14 protein-coding genes are annotated in these 19,102 nt (G+C 70.4%); 9 read left to right on the forward strand and 5 right to left on the reverse strand.

Annotated features, from left to right (window positions below; translation table 11 throughout):
* Nucleotides 1-303: 303 nt before the first annotated feature.
* The 3 genes from ACZ5OX_RS37950 (at nt 304) to ACZ5OX_RS37960 (ending at nt 4,045) form a co-directional block, all read left to right on the forward strand.
* On the forward strand, nt 304-1,506 hold the full coding sequence (locus ACZ5OX_RS37950; RefSeq protein ID WP_465636592.1) for a ParA family protein: 1,203 nt from the start codon (nt 304-306) through the stop codon (nt 1,504-1,506).
* Nucleotides 1,503-2,696: a ParB/RepB/Spo0J family partition protein gene (locus tag ACZ5OX_RS37955; RefSeq protein ID WP_465636594.1), complete on the forward strand. Its 1,194-nt coding sequence runs from the start codon at nt 1,503-1,505 to the stop codon at nt 2,694-2,696. Before ACZ5OX_RS37950 ends, ACZ5OX_RS37955 begins: the two co-directional genes overlap by 4 nt.
* Before the next feature lie 974 nt (nt 2,697-3,670).
* Nucleotides 3,671-4,045, forward strand: coding sequence for an ATP-binding protein (locus ACZ5OX_RS37960; protein ID WP_465636653.1), 375 nt, complete (start codon nt 3,671-3,673; stop codon nt 4,043-4,045).
* 156 nt (nt 4,046-4,201) lie between these two features.
* On the opposite strand, the gene ACZ5OX_RS37965 is transcribed toward ACZ5OX_RS37960, so the two are convergent.
* The 3 genes from ACZ5OX_RS37965 to ACZ5OX_RS37975 form a co-directional block, all read right to left on the reverse strand.
* Nucleotides 4,202-6,694 carry a hypothetical protein gene (locus ACZ5OX_RS37965; RefSeq protein WP_465636596.1) on the reverse strand — a complete coding sequence of 831 codons (2,493 nt, stop codon included), beginning with the start codon at nt 6,692-6,694 and terminating at the stop codon, nt 4,202-4,204.
* A gap of 612 nt (nt 6,695-7,306) precedes the next feature.
* Nucleotides 7,307-8,389, reverse strand: coding sequence for a non-homologous end joining protein Ku (ku, locus tag ACZ5OX_RS37970; protein ID WP_465636598.1), 1,083 nt, complete (start codon nt 8,387-8,389; stop codon nt 7,307-7,309).
* Between the two features lie 218 nt (nt 8,390-8,607).
* Nucleotides 8,608-9,621 (reverse strand): hypothetical protein, encoded by a 1,014-nt coding sequence (locus ACZ5OX_RS37975; protein WP_465636599.1) that lies wholly within the window; start codon nt 9,619-9,621, stop codon nt 8,608-8,610.
* Nucleotides 9,622-9,740: 119 nt separating this feature from the next.
* Between ACZ5OX_RS37975 and ACZ5OX_RS37980 the strand changes: the two genes are divergently transcribed.
* From ACZ5OX_RS37980 to ACZ5OX_RS37990, 3 genes are all read left to right on the forward strand, one after another.
* Entirely contained in the window at nt 9,741-10,244 is a 504-nt protein-coding gene (locus ACZ5OX_RS37980; RefSeq protein WP_465636601.1) for a hypothetical protein, read from the forward strand.
* A 251-nt stretch (nt 10,245-10,495) separates the two neighbouring features.
* Complete coding sequence (locus ACZ5OX_RS37985; RefSeq protein WP_465636603.1) at nt 10,496-10,918, forward strand: hypothetical protein; 423 nt, start codon at nt 10,496-10,498, stop codon at nt 10,916-10,918.
* Nucleotides 10,919-11,039: 121 nt separating this feature from the next.
* The gene (locus tag ACZ5OX_RS37990) at nt 11,040-12,269 is read left to right on the forward strand and encodes a histidine kinase (protein ID WP_465636605.1); all 1,230 of its coding nucleotides are present in this window, start codon (nt 11,040-11,042) and stop codon (nt 12,267-12,269) included.
* 21 nt (nt 12,270-12,290) lie between these two features.
* Here the strand turns inward: ACZ5OX_RS37990 and ACZ5OX_RS37995 are convergent, their stop codons facing one another.
* Nucleotides 12,291-14,819: an ABC transporter permease gene (locus ACZ5OX_RS37995; RefSeq protein WP_465636606.1), complete on the reverse strand. Its 2,529-nt coding sequence runs from the start codon at nt 14,817-14,819 to the stop codon at nt 12,291-12,293.
* A gap of 4 nt (nt 14,820-14,823) precedes the next feature.
* Entirely contained in the window at nt 14,824-15,525 is a 702-nt protein-coding gene (locus ACZ5OX_RS38000) for an ABC transporter ATP-binding protein (protein WP_465636608.1), read from the reverse strand.
* A 472-nt stretch (nt 15,526-15,997) separates the two neighbouring features.
* Here ACZ5OX_RS38000 and lanKC point away from each other — a divergent pair, with 472 nt between their 5' ends.
* The 3 genes from lanKC to ACZ5OX_RS38015 all read left to right on the forward strand — a co-directional run bounded on the left by lanKC (nt 15,998) and on the right by ACZ5OX_RS38015 (nt 19,037).
* A complete protein-coding gene (gene lanKC, locus ACZ5OX_RS38005; protein WP_465636610.1) occupies nt 15,998-18,583 on the forward strand; it encodes a class III lanthionine synthetase LanKC in 2,586 nt (861 codons plus the stop codon).
* 139 nt (nt 18,584-18,722) lie between these two features.
* The gene (locus ACZ5OX_RS38010) at nt 18,723-18,839 is read left to right on the forward strand and encodes a SapB/AmfS family lanthipeptide (protein ID WP_392881160.1); all 117 of its coding nucleotides are present in this window, start codon (nt 18,723-18,725) and stop codon (nt 18,837-18,839) included.
* 81 nt (nt 18,840-18,920) lie between these two features.
* Entirely contained in the window at nt 18,921-19,037 is a 117-nt protein-coding gene (locus ACZ5OX_RS38015; RefSeq protein WP_380646254.1) for a SapB/AmfS family lanthipeptide, read from the forward strand.
* Nucleotides 19,038-19,102: the final 65 nt, after the last annotated feature.

The following is a 19,102-nucleotide window of genomic DNA, read 5'->3' on the forward strand; positions in this document are numbered from 1 at the left end:
CTCGCTGGGGGCCGGACATAGGGGAGGCTTCAGTGGGGGGTTTCGGGGAGCAAGGGGGTTCTGCTGCCTCCGACAGTGACGCTGTCGGAGGCAGCAGACCCCCTTTGTGCTTCGGGGTCGGTCCGTCGCGTTCGTGGGGCCCAGCGTTGTGGTGCGGCACGGTCGATGACTGCAGGTCGGGCTTGAAGTGGCTGGCCGGAGCCGTCGGTGTAAACGCCGTTTACACCGGACCGGAAGGAGAAGCTGGTCGACGCAGACGTGCCGGATGTGCTTGAACCGGGCGTGCGCCACTAAGGTGACGTCATGACCTCTCAGAAACCCGGAGGCGAGCGGGAAAAGGTTGCGTCCAAGCTCCCTGCCGCCCTCCGCCAGGAACTCAAGACCCGCGCGGCGCAGCTCGGCATCGACATGCAGGTCGCTGTCACCCAGGCCGTCGAGCAATGGCGCGCCCGGCCCGCCGACAGCAACCCGATCGTCGACACCTCCGGGGCGGAGAGCTGGAACACGCATCTCCCCGCCGGCCTGTACGAAGCGTTCAAGAACGACTGCGACAGCCGAAACGGTCTCTCCTACGCGCAGGGCCTCGCCCAGGCGATCCGTGCATGGATCGACTCCCACCACGTCTCCCTGGCCGAACTGACGATCCCCCGCTACACGCGACGCATCGTCGTCTGCAACCAGAAGGGCGGCGTCGGCAAGACCACCATCGCCGCCGGGACCGGCCAGGCCATAGCGCTGGGCCTGCCCGCCACCACCGGCGCCTCGAAGCTGCCCGCACTGCCCGGGCTGCGCACCCTGCTTGTCGACTACGACCCGCAGGGCCACCTCACCTCCCAGCTCGGCGTCAAGCAGATCCCACCGGGCGAGGAGAGCCTGGTGACCCACATGGTCGACCGGGACCGCGTCGCCGGTTCGCTCCTCGACCAGGTCGTGCCGATCGAGCCGGACCACTTCGAAGGACGGCTCAGCCTCCTCCCCTCGAGCTTCGACGCGTTCCTGCTCGACTCCCGGCTCGGGTCCGTCCGCGGACCCCGCGAGACCAGCCTCCAGCGCGCCCTTGCCCCGCTCGAGGAGCACTTCGACGTCATCGTGATCGACGCCCCGCCGAACCTCGGCCTGGCGATGGACGCCGGTCTCTACTACGGGCACCGCCGCAAGAACGAAGCGGCCGGAACTTCCGGCGTCCTCGTCCCGGTCGAAGCCGAGGACTCCTCCGCCGACGCCTACGCCATGCTCGACAGCCAGATCCGCACCGTCAGCCTCGACTACGAGGTCGACATCGACCGCCTCGGACTCGTCGTCAACAAGTTCGACAAGCGCAAGGGCTACGTCGCCACCCACTCCCTCTCCGAGTGGGAATCGCTGGGCACACCGCCCGTCGTCTCCATCGTCCCCGACCTCAAGGAGCAGCGCGAGGCCGTCCACGTCAAGCAGCCGCTACTCAGGTACGCACCCACATCCATCCAGGCGCAGCGTATGCGGGAGATCCGACGGAGGCTCGCATGAGCATCGCCAAGAAGTTGCAGGCCGGCGGAGGATCGTTCGGGTCGCTGGCGCAGGGTGCGGTGCGCGGAGATGAAGTGCGTGCGCGCAGTGAGGCGCTGGACGCCACGGGTCGGGTGCGGCGCGCCTCGTCGGCGCCGGTTTCCTCGATCGTGTTCAACCCGCTCAACCCGCGTAAGACCGTCGACAGCGGGTCGATCGACGAGCTCGCCGAGAGCCTGGCCCGTCGGCAGATCGTTCCGGTCACCGTGGTGAGCCGCGGCGCGTTCCTTGACGCACATCCGGATCAGGCGGAGGTAATCGGTGAGGCGGACTTTGTCGCGCTCGACGGCAATCGGCGTCTGAAGGCCGCCCAGCAGGCGGGGCTCACGACCCTGCGTGTGGACCTCAACGACGATCTGGTCTCCCGCGCTTCGGACATGGTCGAGGCGGCTCTGATCGCCAACGCCCACCGTGAGGACGTGTCGCCGTTCGAAGAGGCCCAGGCGATCGAGCAGCTGCTGAACTCGGTCTACGACGGCAACCAGGCCGCTGTGGCGCGGGCACTGGGCAAGTCCCGCGCGTGGGTGGGTCAGCGGCTGGCGCTGCTGCACCTGTCCCCCGAGCTGCAGGAGCAGGCGGGCGCCGGGGAACTGGCTATTGAGGATGCGCGCAGGATCGGCGCTGAGGCACGCTCGGGGAAGATCACCCCGGCTGAGCAGCTCGAGCGGGCCGAGACTGCGAAGCAGGCGGTAGCCGACAAGTTGGCGGCGAAGGCCGCCCGGGTGGCCAAGCGGCCGGGCCACCCGACGAAGGAGACCGCGGACCGCGCTTCGACGGCGACCGGATCGGTCGACGGTTCCGGGGACGGTGTAAACGGCGTTTACACGTCGGCTACCGCCCAGTCCGCCGCTGGCCGCCCGTCGTCGGGAGCGCCGGGTGTAAACGGCGTTTACACCTCGGCTTCGGGCCAGCCCTCCGCAGGCAGCTCGTCGGAAGGGGCCTCAGGTGTAAACGGCGTTTACGTCTCGGGCCTGCCGGACCAGCGTGACGCTCCCACCTGCGAGGTGCCGGCGGTCACGGTTCGCCTGGTCCCGTCCGACCCCCGGGCGTCCGCGCAGTTGCTTCTTGCTGCGCTGGACCACCGTCAGGCCGTCCAGGTGGCGGCTGAACTGCTCGAGCTTCTGAAGCGCGAGGCCGAGCCCCAGGCTTGATGAGTGACCTGATAGGCGTGTGGGGCGTCCGGCTTGAGCCGGGCGCCCCATCCGTTTCCGGCGAACCCATCCAACGGTCAGCACGCCATCAGCCTAGTGACGGAGCCCGAGGCTACCGCCCCCGTCTATCCAGGTGCTGCCCGCGACGCAATCGCACGCTTGCGGCATGGTCATGCCAGGAAAGTGGCCTCCAAAATGGCCCCTTCCGGAGCCTTTGAGCGGGGAGCGAGTGTGATGGGATGGGCGGGGCGCTGGCGAGTCCGCAGAGGGGCCTTCCAGGGATTTTTGATCGCGGCAACGGGCCGCTCTGGTCGCGAACCGCCCGTTTGATCCCCGGCTGGCAAGACGAAGAACGGAGCTCTTGTTCAACAACCTCAACGGCAGAAGCGGGCGGGCAGCGTCTGCTCCGCAGCGCCCGCCCCGGATTCCCCATCGGCCCGGGGCATCGCAGCGCCGCCACCGTCGAGGCCTGCCGGGCCCGTACACGTCCACCGTCCCCGAACTCCCTCCCACTGCCCGCTTCCAGGCGCCAGAATCAGCGGACAGTGAGACGACGACAGGGCGGGTGCCGTATGGACGAGTTGCGGTTCGACGGAGAGATCGGGACGTTCACGGTGAACGTCCGCGAGGGCAGCGTGTGGATCCACCGGGCACTGGGCGCGCACCGCCTGGAGCTGCAGCTGGAGGCCACTCCCTACCGTCGACCCGTCGCCCACCGTGACGGACCGGAAACCCGGCGCCGGGATGCGGGCGGCGAGTTGGGGCCGCTGCATGGGCCCGCCCCCCGTCGGGTCCGTGCAGCCGTCACCGCCGATGAGAGAGCGGAGAACCGTTGTGGCCGCGTGCCCCACACCCCGCCCACCGGCCACGGCTGCGGCCACACCCCCGCGGCGCTGGCGGCCGTGGGGTGCGCGGTGACCACGGCCGTCGAGACCTAGGCGCAGCCCCCGGCCGCCGACTCCGCCAGGGCGCTGCTGCCCTACAAGCCGCAGTCCGCCGCGGCGGCCCGGCGCCTGGTGCGCACCACGTTGCCCGGTTGGGAGCTGGAGGACCTGGTCGAGGTCGGCGAACTCATCGTCAGCGAGCTGGTTGCCAACGCCGCGAAGACGGGCTGCCGGCTGAAGATGACGGTCACGGTCGAGCGCATCACCGCCCGGTGCGTGCGGATCAGTGTTCGGGACGGCTCCCGCGTCCTGCCATGCCTGGTCGACGCGGGCCCCGCCGCCGAGTCCGGCCGCGGCCTGGCCCTGGTCCACCACCTCACCGGCGGCCACTGGGGCGCCACCCCCGAGCCGTACGGCAAGACCGTCCATGCGGACCTGCGCACTCGCTCTCCCGGTTCGGCATAGCCCCAGGGCGCCCGTGCCCCAGGGTGGGACACCGACGAAACTCCCTGATCAGGGCGTATGCAAGCGCTGAGCGGAGATGGGTGAGGGTGGTGGCTCGCAGGTCGAGGCCGGCCAGGAGCTGGGCGGCGAGGACGGGCGTTGCCGTGGGCGTTCTGTTCAATGCCAGGGAGGGGTGGGCGAGCCGTCCGGGTCCAGTCCGTGCGGCCACATCGTCCGGGAGAGAGAAGGAGGGAGGAACTGACCGGCGTCGGCGGCCCGCCGGGCCAGGGCTTCCGCAGCGTCCCGGTTTCCGGCTTCCAGCCGCATCCATGCCAGGTAGGCCAGGGCGTCGGAGTGGCCGGCGTCGGCGGCCTGGCGGGCGAGTTCTTCGGCATCTTCCTGGTCTCCTGCGTCCTCTCGGATCCATGCCAGGCGGGCCAGGGCATCGGGGCGGCCCGCGTCGGCGGCCTGGTGGGCACGTTCCTCGGCACCTTCTCGGTCTTCGGAACCTTCTCGGCTCCCGGTGTCCCGTCGGATCCATGCCAGGCGGGCCAGGGCATCTGCGCGGTCAGCGTCGGCGGCTTGCCAGTAGAGAGTTTCGGCAGCGTCCCAGTTTCCGGCTTCCAGCCGCATCCATGCCAGGTAGGCCAGGGCGTCGGAGTGGCCGGCGTCGGCGGCCTGGCGGGCGAGTTCTTCGGCACCTTCCTGGTCTCCTGCGTCCTCTCGGATCCATGCCAGGCGGGCCAGGGCATCGGGGCGGCCCGCGTCGGCGGCCCGACGGACGCGTTCCTCGGCACCCTCTTGAATCCACGTGAGGTGTGAAACGGCGTGCGGATGACCAGCGTCTGCGGCCTGCCGGGCGAGGACCTCGGCGCTCTGCCGTTCCCCGGCCTTCTCCCGCATCCACGCCAGGACGATCAGGGCATCAGGGGAGCCACCGTCGGCGGCCTGCCGGGCAAGGGCCTCGGCGCTCTGCCGCTCCCTGGCCTTCTCCCGCATCCACGCCAGGACGATCAGGGCACCAAGAGAGCCCGCGTCTGCGGCCTGCCGAGCGAGGGCCTCGGCACTCTCCCGTTCCCCGGCTTTCTCCCGCATCCACGCCAGAACGATCAGGGCACTCTGGCGGCCCGCATCTGCAGCCCGAAGGGCGAGGGGTTCAGCATCCTTCTGCTCCCCAGCGTCTCGCGCAGCGGGAGACGGGGCGGTGAGGTGACCGAAGTCGGCGGCCCGGCGCCGCAGGTGGTGGGCCCACTGCAGACGATGCCTGTCGTCGGCGGCGATGGCCAGGTTGCTGAGGTCATCAGGCCGGGTGATGTGTGCGTGAGCGGCGTACCAGAAGGAGGCGGGCGGGCAAAGCCTGCGGCGGGTGATGCGTCCATGCTGTTCGAGGTAGTCCGCGAGGCGGAAGATCGGTTCTGATGCTGGCGCGGGTGTCGTAGTGGGTGCGGCGTTGCCCGGCGGGCGGCGTGGTGGGCGGGCCAGGGTGCGGCGTAGCGGGGCTTGCTTGCCGTAGACGGGCTGAGCGAGGTCGGCGAAGGCGGATTCGGCCCAGTTGTCGGCGAGCTGCTCGTAGTCGTGGTCGGTGAGATAGTCGGTGGCGGCGGCGGTGAGGAAGGTCTGCGGTAGACCGAGACCGATGCCAAGGCGGCGAGCGTCCATCGCGGCCTCCAGTACGGCTCTGGCGGCTGGGCTGCCTTGCTGGTAGCGGCGCAGGAGTTCGGGGGCGCCGGCCAGATCCTGGGCGACGCGTCCGTGGGCGAGGGCGCGGGTGAGGGAATCCGCCATGAGCCGGTCGCCGTCCCGGGCGAGGACGGTGGCGGCCCGGAGCGCCTCCTGGTCGAAAGTGTCAGGGACGGTGAGGGTGCGACCGGTCAGCAGTTCGCGGGTCCGGCTGTACGGGTCGGGTGCGCCGGGGCGGGGCAGGACGGTATAGGTGCTGGCGTACTCGGGCCACAGGGTGCCCAGAACCAGAACCGGCCCGCGGTCGGGATGGGTGAGGAGAGTATGGACGGCGGCCGCGACGCGCTCGCCGTCCTGGAGGTGGCCGAGGTAGTGCTGGGTGTCGTTGAGCCACACCACCGTCCGGGGCGCCACACGGTCGAGGCCGGCTAGTACAGCCTCGGCCCGGGTCGGATCGTGGGGGTGCCACAGCCGCCACCCCTTGTCAGCGAGCGGCTGGATGGCCTCCCAGCACGCCCTGGTCTTGCCGGTGGACGACGAGCCGACCAGGACCACCATCCGGCTGTGGCCTTCAATGACATCGCGTATGGCGTCGGCCAACTCCCGATCGTGGGCCCGACGGACATAGCCCGGCATGACGCCGACTCGCCGTCCGCCAAGCTGTTCCGCCCCTTCCCGGCCGGCGCCAGCCGGATGAACCTCCAGGTCGTACGCGTCCCACTCCCCGATCGGCTTCCCGAGCTGTCGCCCGCCAGCGTCTCCTCGGACAAGCCCAGGGTGAATGTGCACCACCCCGCCCTGAATCACGTTCCCGTGAACGACACCGCCACTGATCCGGTTACTGACCGAGGTCCCACCGGTTTCCTCAGGGGGATCGATGGAGCCGGGCTGTGAAGTGCTGGAACCCCGCTCCCGCGACGTGCCCGGTTGCCCGGCGTTCCCCTCTCGCGTCATCCGGTCTCCGGTCGTGTCGGTCCAGGTTTCCATCATCGCCCGCTCCCCGCCACGGCGGCGTCGAATCTGCAGACCCACACTCAGGACGGAGACCGACACGATGTCGTGGAGAGATGCGGTATGGCGGGTGATGCTGCAGGGGGAGGCCTACCCGGACCCCTGCCTGGAGCTGCTCGAGGCAGGCGCCGCCGCCGGGCGGCGGACCCGCGCTTCCTGCACCGTGGGGACGTCACCGTCCGCTCGGGTCGTACCGCCCGCAGGCTGCCGGCCTGCGCGGGCCGCTCGCGGCGGCCGCGGTGCCAGCCGTGACAGGCGTCGACTCGGCGAGCGCGGCCACTCCCCCCGACCCGGCAGGTCAGCCCGCGGGTGACGGGGTGGCAGCCGGCGGCGGGCAGAACCCGCTCGTCGGACCGGTCCCCCCGTCCAAGCCGCCGCCCTACCCGCGCTACGACGGGGCGCAGCAGATGGCGGCCAAGACGTGGACCGAGGGGCTTCCGGAGCGTGCGCCGAACTACGGGATGATCGAGGATCGCGCTTGCCAGGTGTACGCGGCGGGCAAGCCCGAACGGCGGGTGCAGGGCGTGGACGGCAAGGACGTCGGGAGATCCCGCAGTTGCTCTTCGGTGTCGAGTAGCGGCGGCGACAGGGCTACGACGCGGACCTGTGGCGTCGTCCGGTTTGTTCGAGGGCGTGCTGGAGTTGGTCGCGGGTCATGGTGGATCGGTGGGGGATGTCGAGGTCGGTGGCGCGCTGGTAGAGTTCGGCCTTGGTGAGTTGGGACAGCTGCCGTTTGCCTGTGGCGCTGGTGCGCTTCGCTGTGGTCTTGCCGGTGGCGGGGCGGGAGCTGGTGCTCTTCTTGCCGCCGGTCTGTTTGGGGGAGCCGGCAGCTGACGGGGCGCTGGTCTTGCGGGCGGGCTTCTTCTCTTTCGGCTGCTCGGCAGCTTCGCCTTTGCGGGCACTGTCGAGGCTGCGGCGTAGGGCGTCCATGAGGTCGATGACGTTGGTGGCCTCGGGGGCGGGCCCGGCGGAGACGGCGATCTCGCGGCCGGCGAGCTTGTCCTCGACGAGCTTCTTGACCTGTTCTTCGTAGGTGTCGTGCCAGTCGTCGGGCTTCCAGTCGATGGCGAGCATGCCGATGAGCTGCTCGGCGGTCTTGACCTCCTGCGCGGTGAGCTTGGTCTTCTCCGGCAGGTTGTCGACCTCGCGGTGGGGGTCGCGGACCTCGTCGGCGAAGTGCATCGTGTGCAGCTCGAGGAGATGGTTCTCGGAGCGCACCGCGGTGAGGTACTCCTTGCCGCGCATCGCGAACATGGCCAGGCCGGCCTTGCCGGCGTGCTCGAGGGCCTCGACGAGGAGGGCGTAGACCTTTTGGTACTCCCGGCCGCGGGGGCCGAGGTAGTAGGTCTTGTCGAAGTAGATCGGGTCGATGTCGGCGAGGTCGACGAAGCCGGCGATGTCGATCGTGCGGGAGCGGCCGAGGGAGATCTGCTCTAGCTCGTCCGGCTCGACGATCACGTACTCGCCCTCGGTGACCTCGTAGCCCTTCACGATGTCCGAGAACTCGACCTCCGCGCCGGTACGCTCGTTGACCCGCTTGTTGCGAACCCGGTCGGAGGTGCCGCGCTCCAGCTGGTGGAAGCGGACGTCGTGCGAGGACGTCGCGGTGTACAGGGCGACGGGCACGGTGACCAGCCCGAAGGTGAGCACCCCGGTCCACATGGGCCTGGCCATTGCGGTCTCCTTCACAACGCCCGCCCGCTTCGTCGTACGGGACGGTCACGGCCAGCGTCACCCGCCGGACCATGGCCGCGCACGCGGTGTTGGGCCGACGGGCACCGCCGCCCTACTGGGCCCCGCTCGGAGGCGGAGCGGCGGCGCCCTACCGGGCGCCTGGGCAGCCGCCAGGCCGTCGAAACCCGTGTCGGCTCCGAACAGCGGTGTTGTTTGCGTCAGCCAGGCCGGTCGCCGTCGCCGCTGTCTTCCTCCAGCCGGCGCAGCCGCTCGGCTGCTTCCTGTACGGCCTCGCCTGCGCGGGCGGTCTCGTGGCGAGCGGCACCGGCGGCATCCTCGGCTGCCCGGGCCTGGCCGGCTGCCCGCGCGAGGGCGTCCTGCGCGCGGTCGTGGCGCTCCTGGGCGCGGCCGAGTGCGGTCTTGGCCTGGTCGGCGTCGTCCTGTGCCTGCCGGTGAGCCGCTCTGGCGGCGTGCAGTTCCTGTTCGGCCTCGTCGGCCCGTCTCGCGGCCTCCTGCTCGGACTGTTCGGCCTCGGCTACCGCGGCCCGGGCCAGCTCCCGCTCGCGTTCACGTCGGCGTTCGGCCTGGGCCTGGGCCGTCGAGTGCTCCCTCTTGCCCGATGGTTTGTCGGTGGTGGGGGCAGATGCCGAGTGGTGCTTCGCGGCCGGGCGGGTCTGGCCCGCCGGGGCGGCGTCCTCGGCACCATCTGTTCCGGCCGGCTTCCGTGGCTGCCGCCCGGCGGGGGAGGCGCCCGGCCACAGCGGCGGTTCCAGTGCAGCGGTCAGCCGGCCTTCGGCCAGTGCGCGGCCGGCGTCCGGGTCGGCGAGCGCGGCGGCCAGCGTCCCCTCCAGGCCAGAGACCGCATCCGCGGCGAGCGGGTGCCCTGCCGTCGCTGCGTCCCGGCGGGCCTGGTCGCTGAGCGCGCGCACCAGGGTGCGGCGCTGATCAGCGAGGTCGCGCAGTTGCTCGCCGGCGAGGTGCTCCTGGGCGTCCCGCAGGGCCCGCCCGAGGTCCAGGAGCTGCTCGACCAGGCCGTGGTGCTGGTGCGCGAGGAGGTTGGCGGCCCACGCCGCGAGAGTGGGTCTGCGCAGGTCGCGGACCCGCTTGGCGAGCTGCGGGTCGGCCCTTTTGAGCTTGTCGGCGCACTCGTTGCGGGCCGCGGTGAATTCGGGCGGGGCGAGGGCGTAGAGCGTGTCGGCGATCGCGTCGAAGTCGGTCGGCGTGCTGGCCACGCCTTAGGACTCTATGGCCCGCCGGACCTGCGGGCCCGGCGGGTGATGCGGATGAGTATCGAGCCGGGAGGAGTGACGACACTGAGTTCCTGATGGGTCCGGTGAGTCGTTGAGCGGTTGTGGCTGACGAGAAGGACGAGAACCGGGGCCGTGCGCCGGTGGTGTGGGCGCTGGCGGTACATGAGGCTGCGCAGGGGCCGCCGTTCGCGGAGATGATCGTGGAGGTTGGCGCGGACCTCCACAGCGCGTTGCTGGAAGACGCTGTCGACAGCGGTTTCGTGCTTGCTGCGGGTGAGCCGCCGGACACGAGCGCGGCCATCCGGGTCGGCGACGGCCGCGTGGAGCAGTTGACGCTGGCCGGAGGCCGAGAGGTGTGGGAGCCGGAGTCGCGGGTCGAGGTATCGCCCGGCTGGCTGGAAGCGGCGAAGGGCCGGAACGCTGCCGTGGTGATCATCGTGCCGCCCGGCACCTGGCCGCCGGGCCTGGTCGACCTGGAGCCCGCAGCACAGATCGACATGTTCACCCGGCGACTCGAACAGCAGATCGCGGAGGGCAGAGTGCTGCACGGGATGGCATCGATGCAGGCCATCCCACCATCGGAGGGTGGCGGACTACTCACCTGACAACCCACCAGGGCGTGCCACGGCCACTCTCAACGGCGCCAAGGGATACGCCCGCTACGTCCCACCCGGCCCCCTCACCGCACCCACCATCTCCTAGGACCAGAGGCCAGCAGGACCCCGACCAGCTCACCCCCGACTACCCCGAACCCAGCACCCTCTTCGTCTTCACCCCCACCGCCGGCACCAGGTGAAACCTCACCCTCGACACCTTCACCAAGGCGCTGCGCCGCAGGGAGGGGGAGGAGGTGTTCGTGCACACCAAGGCGGACGGCGGGCGGGCGGGCGGGGCAACGGTCGGCCGCTCGATCCCTGACCTCACCATGCAGGGCGCCATCGGCAGTTCGCAGTCCGCGGCTCTCTTCGCGGGCGTGACGGCCCTCGTGGTTCAGCAGCATGGCGGGCGGCTCTCGGCAACATCAACCCCCTGCTGTACCGGCTCGGGAAGTACGGTGCGGCAGCCGGAATCACCGACGTTACCGAAGGCCGCAACGACTACGGCGGAGTTCCAGGGTTCGCCGCTGGTCCGGGGGTTCGACACCGCGAGCGGTTGGGGCACCGTGGATGTTCAGGTCTTCGTCCGGGCCTTGTCCGGATCCCGTTGCAGCGCTGAGCGCCGTGACGGCTCCGGTATCGGGCCAACGACAATCTGGCCATCCTTTGCGGTCAGTGACTGAGTGCTGACGCAATATTGCGTGTGGGAACTATGCTCTTGGTGAGGCGTGCGGGGGGCGCGCTGGTCCGAAGCGGGCTCCCTGCACGTTGATCGCGTGCCAAGTCGTCTGCCAGGAGATCGCTTTGGGCCACAGCGTGTACGGAACCGATGATGACCGCTCCGCGAGGCGGCTGACCGGACGGCGAACATCACGGTGGCCTAGCGACCCCCTGTCGCGGCTCACGCAGGGCATCGTCGTCATGGTAGCCGTCGGCTTCTTCGTCGCCTCGGTGGTGGCTACCATCCGCAATCGCGACGGACTGCTGTACCAACTGTCAGCCGTCGTGGTCCTGCTTCTGTTGCTGGGATTCCAGATCGTGCACGCAGGCCCGTGGCGCCTGGAGCGGCCCTGGTGGCCGTGGAGCCTGATTGTTCACGGGTTGCTCACCTACCTGCCGTTCCTGGTGTTCGACGGATCATGGGTCGGCATCCCCGGCTCGTTTGCCGGATCGGTGCTGCTGACCGTTGCCACACCGCGCTCCTGGGCCCTCTTCGCCATACTGGTGGTAAGTCAGTACCCGCTTTGCGCCGGACTGGGCGGCACTTTCGGCCAGTGCCTCAACGCTGTCGTCTCCACCGCTGTCGGCGGCATCGTCATCTACGGTGTGGCCTGGCTCGCGGATCTGACTGCCGAGTTGCGGGAGGCCCGGACGGAGCTGGCGGAGCGCGCGGTGGATCGGGAGCGACTTCGTTTCGCGCGTGACCTGCACGACCTGCTCGGCTACAGCCTCTCAGTGGCGGCGTTGAAGTGCCAACTTGCCGAGCGACTGGCGCTGGAGGACCCGGAGCGGGCCCGCGCGGAGATCTCCGAGGTGCTGGTGATGGTGCGGCAGGCTATGACCGACACTCGTTGGATTCCCAGCGGTGACCTGCAGATGTCGCTGGCCCAGGAGTCCCGTTCGGCAGCCTCGGCGCTGCGAGCGGCTGGGATCAGTGTCGAGGTCGAGCCGACCTGCGGGGCGCTGCAGCCGGAGGTCGACGCGGTGCTGGCGACTGTGGTGCGGGAGGCGGTCACCAACATGCTGCGGCACAGTACGCCCCGGCAGTGCCGGATCCGGGCGGTCCGGGACGACCTTGGCGCCGTGCGCCTAACGGTCTCCAATGACGGCGTCCCGGCGTCCGGCCCACCGGGGGAGCCGGGGGGTGGGCGCGGCATCGACAACCTCACCAAGCGGCTCCTGACGGTCGGCGGGCAGCTGACCGCCAGCCAGGGCGAGTCCGGCTGGTTTCACCTCTCGGCCGTCATCGAGGCCCCGGTCGCCGGGAGTGCAGGCCGATCGGCCGGGGTTGCCAGTGCTTCCAGGGCTGCATGACCGCCCTCGCGGGCCGGTCGGCTACTCGCGAATCCCCATCGCCTCGACCGGTTCCCTCCGCAGCGCCAGCCGGGCGGTCAGCAGCACGGTGCCCACACCCAACAGCGCCGCCCCGCCCAAGATCCCCGCCTCCCAACTCGCGGGCAGTGACGGCCAGGCCGTCCCGGCGAGCGCGAGGCTGACCGGGACGAGAACGGCTGCCGTGACCCCCGCACCGACTGCGAGCGCCACGGCGACCGTGATTCCACCCTCCCATGCCATCATCCGCAGCACCTGGCGGTTCGTGGTGCCCACCAGTCGCAGGAGCGCGAACTCGCGCAGCCGTTCGGTCGTCGCCATCATCAGGGTGTTGACCACGGCGATCGCGGTGAACAGGCTGATCATGCCGAGCAGTAGCCGGCCCACCGCAGTGGCCGCCTCTTGCTGCTGCCGGCGCGCCTCGTCGTAGTCGGCCCGATCGCTGATCCGGGCCATCGGGAAGGCCGAGGTGAGGCCCTGGAACTCCCGCCCGACCTGCTGTGGATCGGCTTCCGGAGTGGTGCGGACCAGGACGGTCGGGGCCAGGGGGTTCGGTGTGTGGGCGGCGGCGAAGGCGGTGGGCAGCAGCGCGTCGGCGAATCGTGCGTCGCGGTCGTAGACGGCGACGACCGTGGCGGTACTGCTGACGCCGTCCTTCCAGTCGATCCGGACGGTGGAGCCGACGCCGGCCTTGAGGACGGTGGCTGACTGCTCGCCCAGCGCGATGCTCTCGCCGCGCAGCCGGTCCAGTGAGCCGGCCGTCACCCCGGGGTCGACCAACCGGTCCAGCCCCTGCGGGTCGACGATCCGGGCGGACACACCCTTGGTGTTGGTGGTGCCGGCGGACACCGTGGCGGTGATGGACACCAGCCCGCTGGCCGCTTCGATGCCCGGCAGTTGCCGCACCGCGCGGACGAATTCCGGGGGCAGACCGACACTGCCGGACTGAACCACGTGGTCGGCCAGCAACCGTCGGCTGTCCTCGGCCACGTTGGCCTGGGCTTTGATCACCGGGACGAACAGCACCGTGCCGGTGAAGGAGACCGCCAGCACCAGCGGGGTGACGGCGGCGGCGAAACGGCGGGGCTGGGCCCGCAGGGCGGCGGAGGCGAGGAACCCGGCGACCGGGAAGAGCCGGCCCACCGGCCAGCCGATCGCCACACTGGCGATCCGGCCGATCAGCGGCCCGAGCAGGGCGACCCCGAGCAGCAGCACCAGCACCATGCTCTCGGCCGTGCCGGCGCCACTGCGACTGTTCGTCGACCCGCCCAGTACTGCGCCGCACACGGCGAGCGTCACGATCCCAAGCCCGGTCCGGATCCAGCCGATGCCGGGCGGCGGCGTCGAGGAGTCGCGCAGCGCCTGGGTGGGTTCGACCCGGGAGGCGCGGCGAGCGGCGGCCCAGACGGCCAGCTGCGCGGTGACGACGACGCCGCCGAGGACGATCAGCGGGGCGGTCGGCCCGATGTGCAACGGTACGTCCGAGCTGACCACTCCGCGGTCGACCAGTTGGCCCCGTAGCAGTATGGCGAGGCCGATCCCCATCGGGATGCCGATCACCGCGGCCGCTACGGTCAGGACCAACGTTTCCAGCGCGATCATCCGCCGCACCTGGCCGGTGGTGGCGCCGACCGCCCGTAGCAGGGCCATCTCGCGCAACCGCTGCTGGACGGAGAGCGCGAGCGCCCCGGCCACCACGAAGACCGAGACGAACAGTGACAGCACGCCCATCGTCCCCGCGAGCGAGGAGAGGCCGTCCCCGGGCCCGGGAGCTCCGGCGAACTCCAGTTCGCCGCGCTCGTCGCCGGTGCGCGTCTGAGGCTTGGACCAGTGCTCGCCGCCGTTCTGTGGCCGGGCGGTGGACAGCGCCTGCTGGGCCTGCTCGGCCAGCGACCGTGGGTCGGCCCCGCCTTCGGAGATGAGGCCGATCGCGTCCGCGCCGGTCGTCGTCCCGGAGAGCCTGGCGGCCTGCTCGGGACTGAAGAAGAGCGCGTTCTGACGGGACAACTCATGCGGGGGTGCGGCCAGTCCGGTCACGGTGTAAGCCCGCGGCGCCTCGGTGGTGGCAAGACGTACGGTACCGCCGAGGGTGGCCCCGGCGCGGGTGGCGGTGGCGGTGTCGAGGACCACCTCGTCGGGCCCGGCCGGGGCGCGGCCAGCGGTCAGCCGGAACGGCGCCAGGACGGCACTCGTCCAGGAGTGTCCGAGTGAGGGGCCGCCCTCCGGGCCGGACAGGACTTTCCCGCCCGCGGTGATCACCGCCGCCGGGAAGGAGACCTCCGGAACCGCGGCCGTGACGCCGGGCAGCTCGGCGAGCCGGTCGGCGATCGGTCCCGCGTCGGGGATACGGGTGTAGCCGCCGATCACGACCGGGGACGCCGCGTAACGCTCGGTTGGTGTGCCCGTGCGCAGGGCGGACTCCAGCAGGACCCCGCAGCCGACGGTCAGGACGAGGGCGAAGGCAATCGCGGTGAACGCGCCGGCGAAGCCCGCCTTCCGGGCGCGCACCGTCTGCCAGGCCAGCAGAAGCATGTCGTCAGCGCCTTCCCAGGAGGGTCATTTGTTCGGCGACCCGTTCGGGCGTGGGCCCGTCCAGGACCTGGGCAAAGTTGCCGTCGGCCAGGAAGTAGACCCGGTCCGCGTAGGAGGCGGCGACCGGGTCGTGGGTCACCATGATCACGGTCTGCCCCAGTCCGTCCACCACGTGTCGCAGCAGCCGCAGGACCTCGGTGCCGGTCGTGCTGTCCAGGGCGCCGGTGGGCTCGTCCGCGAAGACCACTTCGGGCCGGGTCACCAGGGCCCGGGCGATCGCCACCCGCTGCTGCTGGCCGCCGGACAGCTGGGTGGGCAGGTGCCGCACCCGCTCGGCCAGGCCGGTCCGTTCGATGATCTCAGCCAGCCAGGCCTTGTCCGCCCGCTGCCGGGCCAGCCGCAGCGGCAGGGTGATGTTCTGCTCCACCGTCAGCGCGGGGAGCAGGTTGAAGGATTGGAAGACGAAGCCGATCCGCTGCCGGCGCAGGACCGTCAGCTCGTTCGGGTTCAGCGCCGCCAGGTTCCGGCCGGCCAGCCGGACCTGCCCGGAGGTCGGCCGGTCGAGTCCGGCGGCGCAGTGCAGGAAGGTGCTCTTCCCGGACCCGGACGGTCCCATGACGGCGGTGAACCCACCGCGCCGGAACTCCATCGACACCTCGCGGAGGGCGTGTACGGCGCCCGCTCCGTGCCCGTACACCTTGCTCACCCCGTCGAGCCGGACCGCCGGGTCTGAAACAGAAAGATCTCGTTCCGGATCGCCGGAATCTGCAGTCCGCGAGAAAACGGGAATCCCCTCCTCGATATGCCGCACCGCCCCGTATGGGTGACCAGCCTAGCCATGGCCGCGCTCCGCTGTAACGGCCGAGCGGCGGGATCGGACGGTTCAGCCGTCCGTTGCAGCCCCGGGATGAAGAATCCTTGGCCGGACCCATGCGAATCGCATGGATCGATCCATGGACCGCGGCGTGGCCAAAGCCCGATCCATGGTGCAATGATCGATCTCGTTCGAAGCAATCGAACATGGCCGCCGGAAAACGGTTTGATTGATATTCCGATGCGGTCATCCGGAGCTCCGTCGGTTTGACCGATGTATTTGCCGACGCGGCCAGAGCAATCCGGAGTCTTTTCGGAGAAGCCACGGGGGGCGGCGAATGTCCAAGCACTATGACGTGTACTGTATGGCCGATCCGACCTTCTTCGATTCGCCCATCGCGCTGAATGAGGAGGGGCTTGATTTCGCCCTCTCCAGCCGACCGGTGCCCGAGAACTGGAGCCGGATCGAGCATGGCGACTGGGTCATCTACCGCCCCGAGGGCGGGGAGCCACTGCCCAAGCAGGGCTGGAAGATCCACACCTCCGGCCGCCAGCAGAACGCCGACCGGATTCTCGACGAGGTGGCGGACTGCTGCTACGCCGAGCGCATCCCGTTTAAGCACCTGGTCGGCCGGCACATCCTGCAGACCCGCAACATGAAGTACGCACACCGGGGATCCAGCGGGAAGCTCGTCACCATCTACCCGCGCGACGAGGCCCAGTTGAAGGCGCTGCTGGACGCCTTGGAGGAGCGCATCGGCGGTGAGACCGGCCCGTACATCCTGAGTGACCTGCGCTGGAACGAGGGCCCGCTGTACGTGCGCTACGGAGGCTTCGCGGAGCGGCACATGGTCTCCGAGCAGGGCGCGCTGGTCCAGGCCATCGAGGCGCCTGACGGCACGCTGGTGCCCGACAAGCGCGAGCCGGCCTTTCACGTCCCGGAGTGGGTGGAGCTGCCGGACTTCCTGGTGCCGCAGCTGGAGGCCCGTCGGAAGGAGTCTCTGGAAGGCCTGCCGTACCGGATCGAGCAGGTGCTGCACTTCTCCAACGGCGGCGGCATCTACACCGGTGTGGACACCCGAAGCGGCGAGCGGATCGTGCTTAAGGAGGCCCGGGCCCACGCCGGCCTGACCAACGACGGCCTCGACGCGGTCGAACGCCTCCAGCACGAGCGGGACATCCTCGAACGGCTCGAAGGGCTGAGCGTGGTGCCCAGGGTGATCGACTACTTCGTGGTCGGTGACCACCACTTCCTGGTCGAGGAGTTCCTGGACGGCCAGCCGCTCAACAAGTACTTCGGACAGCGCTACCCGTACAACAAGTCCCGGACGGACCAGGCGGAGATCGCCGAGTACACGGACTGGGCGCTCGGGATTTGCCGGGCCGTCGAGGAGGCGGTCGACGCCCTGCACGGGCGTGGCGTGGTCTTCGGCGACCTGCATCCGTTCAACGTGATGGTCCGCCCGGATGGCAGCGTCGCACTGATCGACTACGAGGTCGCCGCCCCGGTCGAGGCGGAGACCAAGCCCGCGCTCGGCAATCCCGCCTACGCGGCTCCACGCGACCGGACCGGCTTCGCCATCGACCGCTACGCCCTCGGCTGCATCCGGCTCGCGATGTTCATGCCGCTGACCGCGATGCTCCGGCAGAGCCTCGGCAAGGCCCGTCACCTGGCCGACGAGATCACCCGGCGCTTTCCCGTGCCACGCGAGTTCCTCGACGCCGCGGTGCGCGACATCCTCGGGCCGGACGGCCCGACCGGCGCGGACGGGGTACCGTCCACCGGCACCCCCGCGACGGTCTTCGAGCCGACCGTCCTGCCGATGCCGACCCCGGACCGCGATGCCTGGCCCGCGACCCGTGACTCGCTCGCCGGCGCCATCCTCGCGAGCGCCACCCCGGACCGTGACGACCGACTGTTCCCCGGCGACATCGAGCAGTTCGCGACCGGCGCGCTCAACATCGCACACGGCGCCGCCGGAGTGTTGTACGCACTGGACGCGACCGGTGCCGGCCGCTTCCCGCAGTACGAGCAATGGCTGCTTGACCGCGCCCTGCGCAAGGATGCGCGGGCCCGGTTGGGCTTCTACGACGGCCTGCACGGCGTGGCCCACGTGCTCGACCGCCTCGGCCACCGCGCTGACGCGCTGAAGGTCCTGGAACTCTGCCTCGCCGAGGGCTGGGAGCGCTTGGGCACGGACCTGCAGAGCGGTCTGTCCGGTCTCGCGCTCAACTTCGCGCACTTCGCCGACGCCACCGGCGAGTCCACGCTGCGCGAGGCCGCCCTTCGGGCCGCCGACCTGGTGGCCGGACAGCTGGGTGGCGCGGAGGACGTACCCGAGACCAGCGGCGGACGCCACCCATACGCCGGGCTCATGCGGGGCTCCGCCGGGCCGGCCCTGATGTTCGTCCGGCTGTACGAGCAGACCCGCGACCGGGCCTATCTGGACCTGGCCGCCACCGCCCTACGGCAGGACCTACGCCGCTGCCTGACCCGCGCCGACGGCGCGGTCCACGTCAACGAGGGCTGGCGCTCGATGCCGTACCTCTCGACCGGCAGTGCGGGCCTGGCGATCGTCCTGGAACGCTACCTGGCGCACCGCGAGGACGAGCAGTTCCGCGTCGCCGCCGACGGCGTGCGGATCTCCTCGCAGTCCGAGCACTATGTGCTGTCCGGCCTCTTCAATGGCCGGGCCGGCATCCTGCAGCACCTCGTCTCGACGTCCCGGCTCTCGCAGCCGGCCGACGACCCGGACGTGGCTGCGCAGATCAGGGCGCTCTCCTTGCATGCCCTCGCCTACCGCGGGCAGCTCGCCTACCCCGGCGAGCAGCTTCTCCGGCTGTCGATGGACCTCGCCACCGGCAATGCGGGCGTCCTGCTCGCTCTCGGCTCGGCCCTCGGCGATACCCCGATCCACCTGCCCTTCCTCGGGCCGGCCCGAACCTCCTGAACCGGCCGACCACCCAGACCGGCGCGCGGGCGTGCGCCGCCCGAACCGACACACGCCCGTGCGCCCCACCGACTCCCCTCCGGCCCCGGAGGGGTGCCCGCAAGGGCAAGACCCATAACCAGCGGAAAGGAAGAGAACCATGGCGCTGCTTGACCTGCAGACGATGGAGCTGCCCACCGAGGCCGAGGAGATGACCCCGATGGGCAGCGGCGACAGCAACAACTGCTCGAACTCCAGCTGGCTGTGGTGCAACTGACCCTGACCTCCAGGTCGGGTCGTAACACCTTCGCACGGCTTCGCCGAACCGACGCACGACTTACCAGAGAGGACAGGGAACATGGCGCTGCTTGACCTGCAGACGATGGAGCTTCCGACCGAGGCCGAGGAGATGGCCCCGATGGGTAGCGGCGACAGCAACAACTGCTCGAACTCGAGCTGGCTGTGGTGTAACTGACATCGGCTGAACTAGTCGGTTAGGCCTCCCGGCCCTGGGCGGGGCACTGGTCCCACCCAGGGCCG

The sequence above is a fragment of the Kitasatospora sp. NPDC032121 genome, from assembly GCF_055580145.1.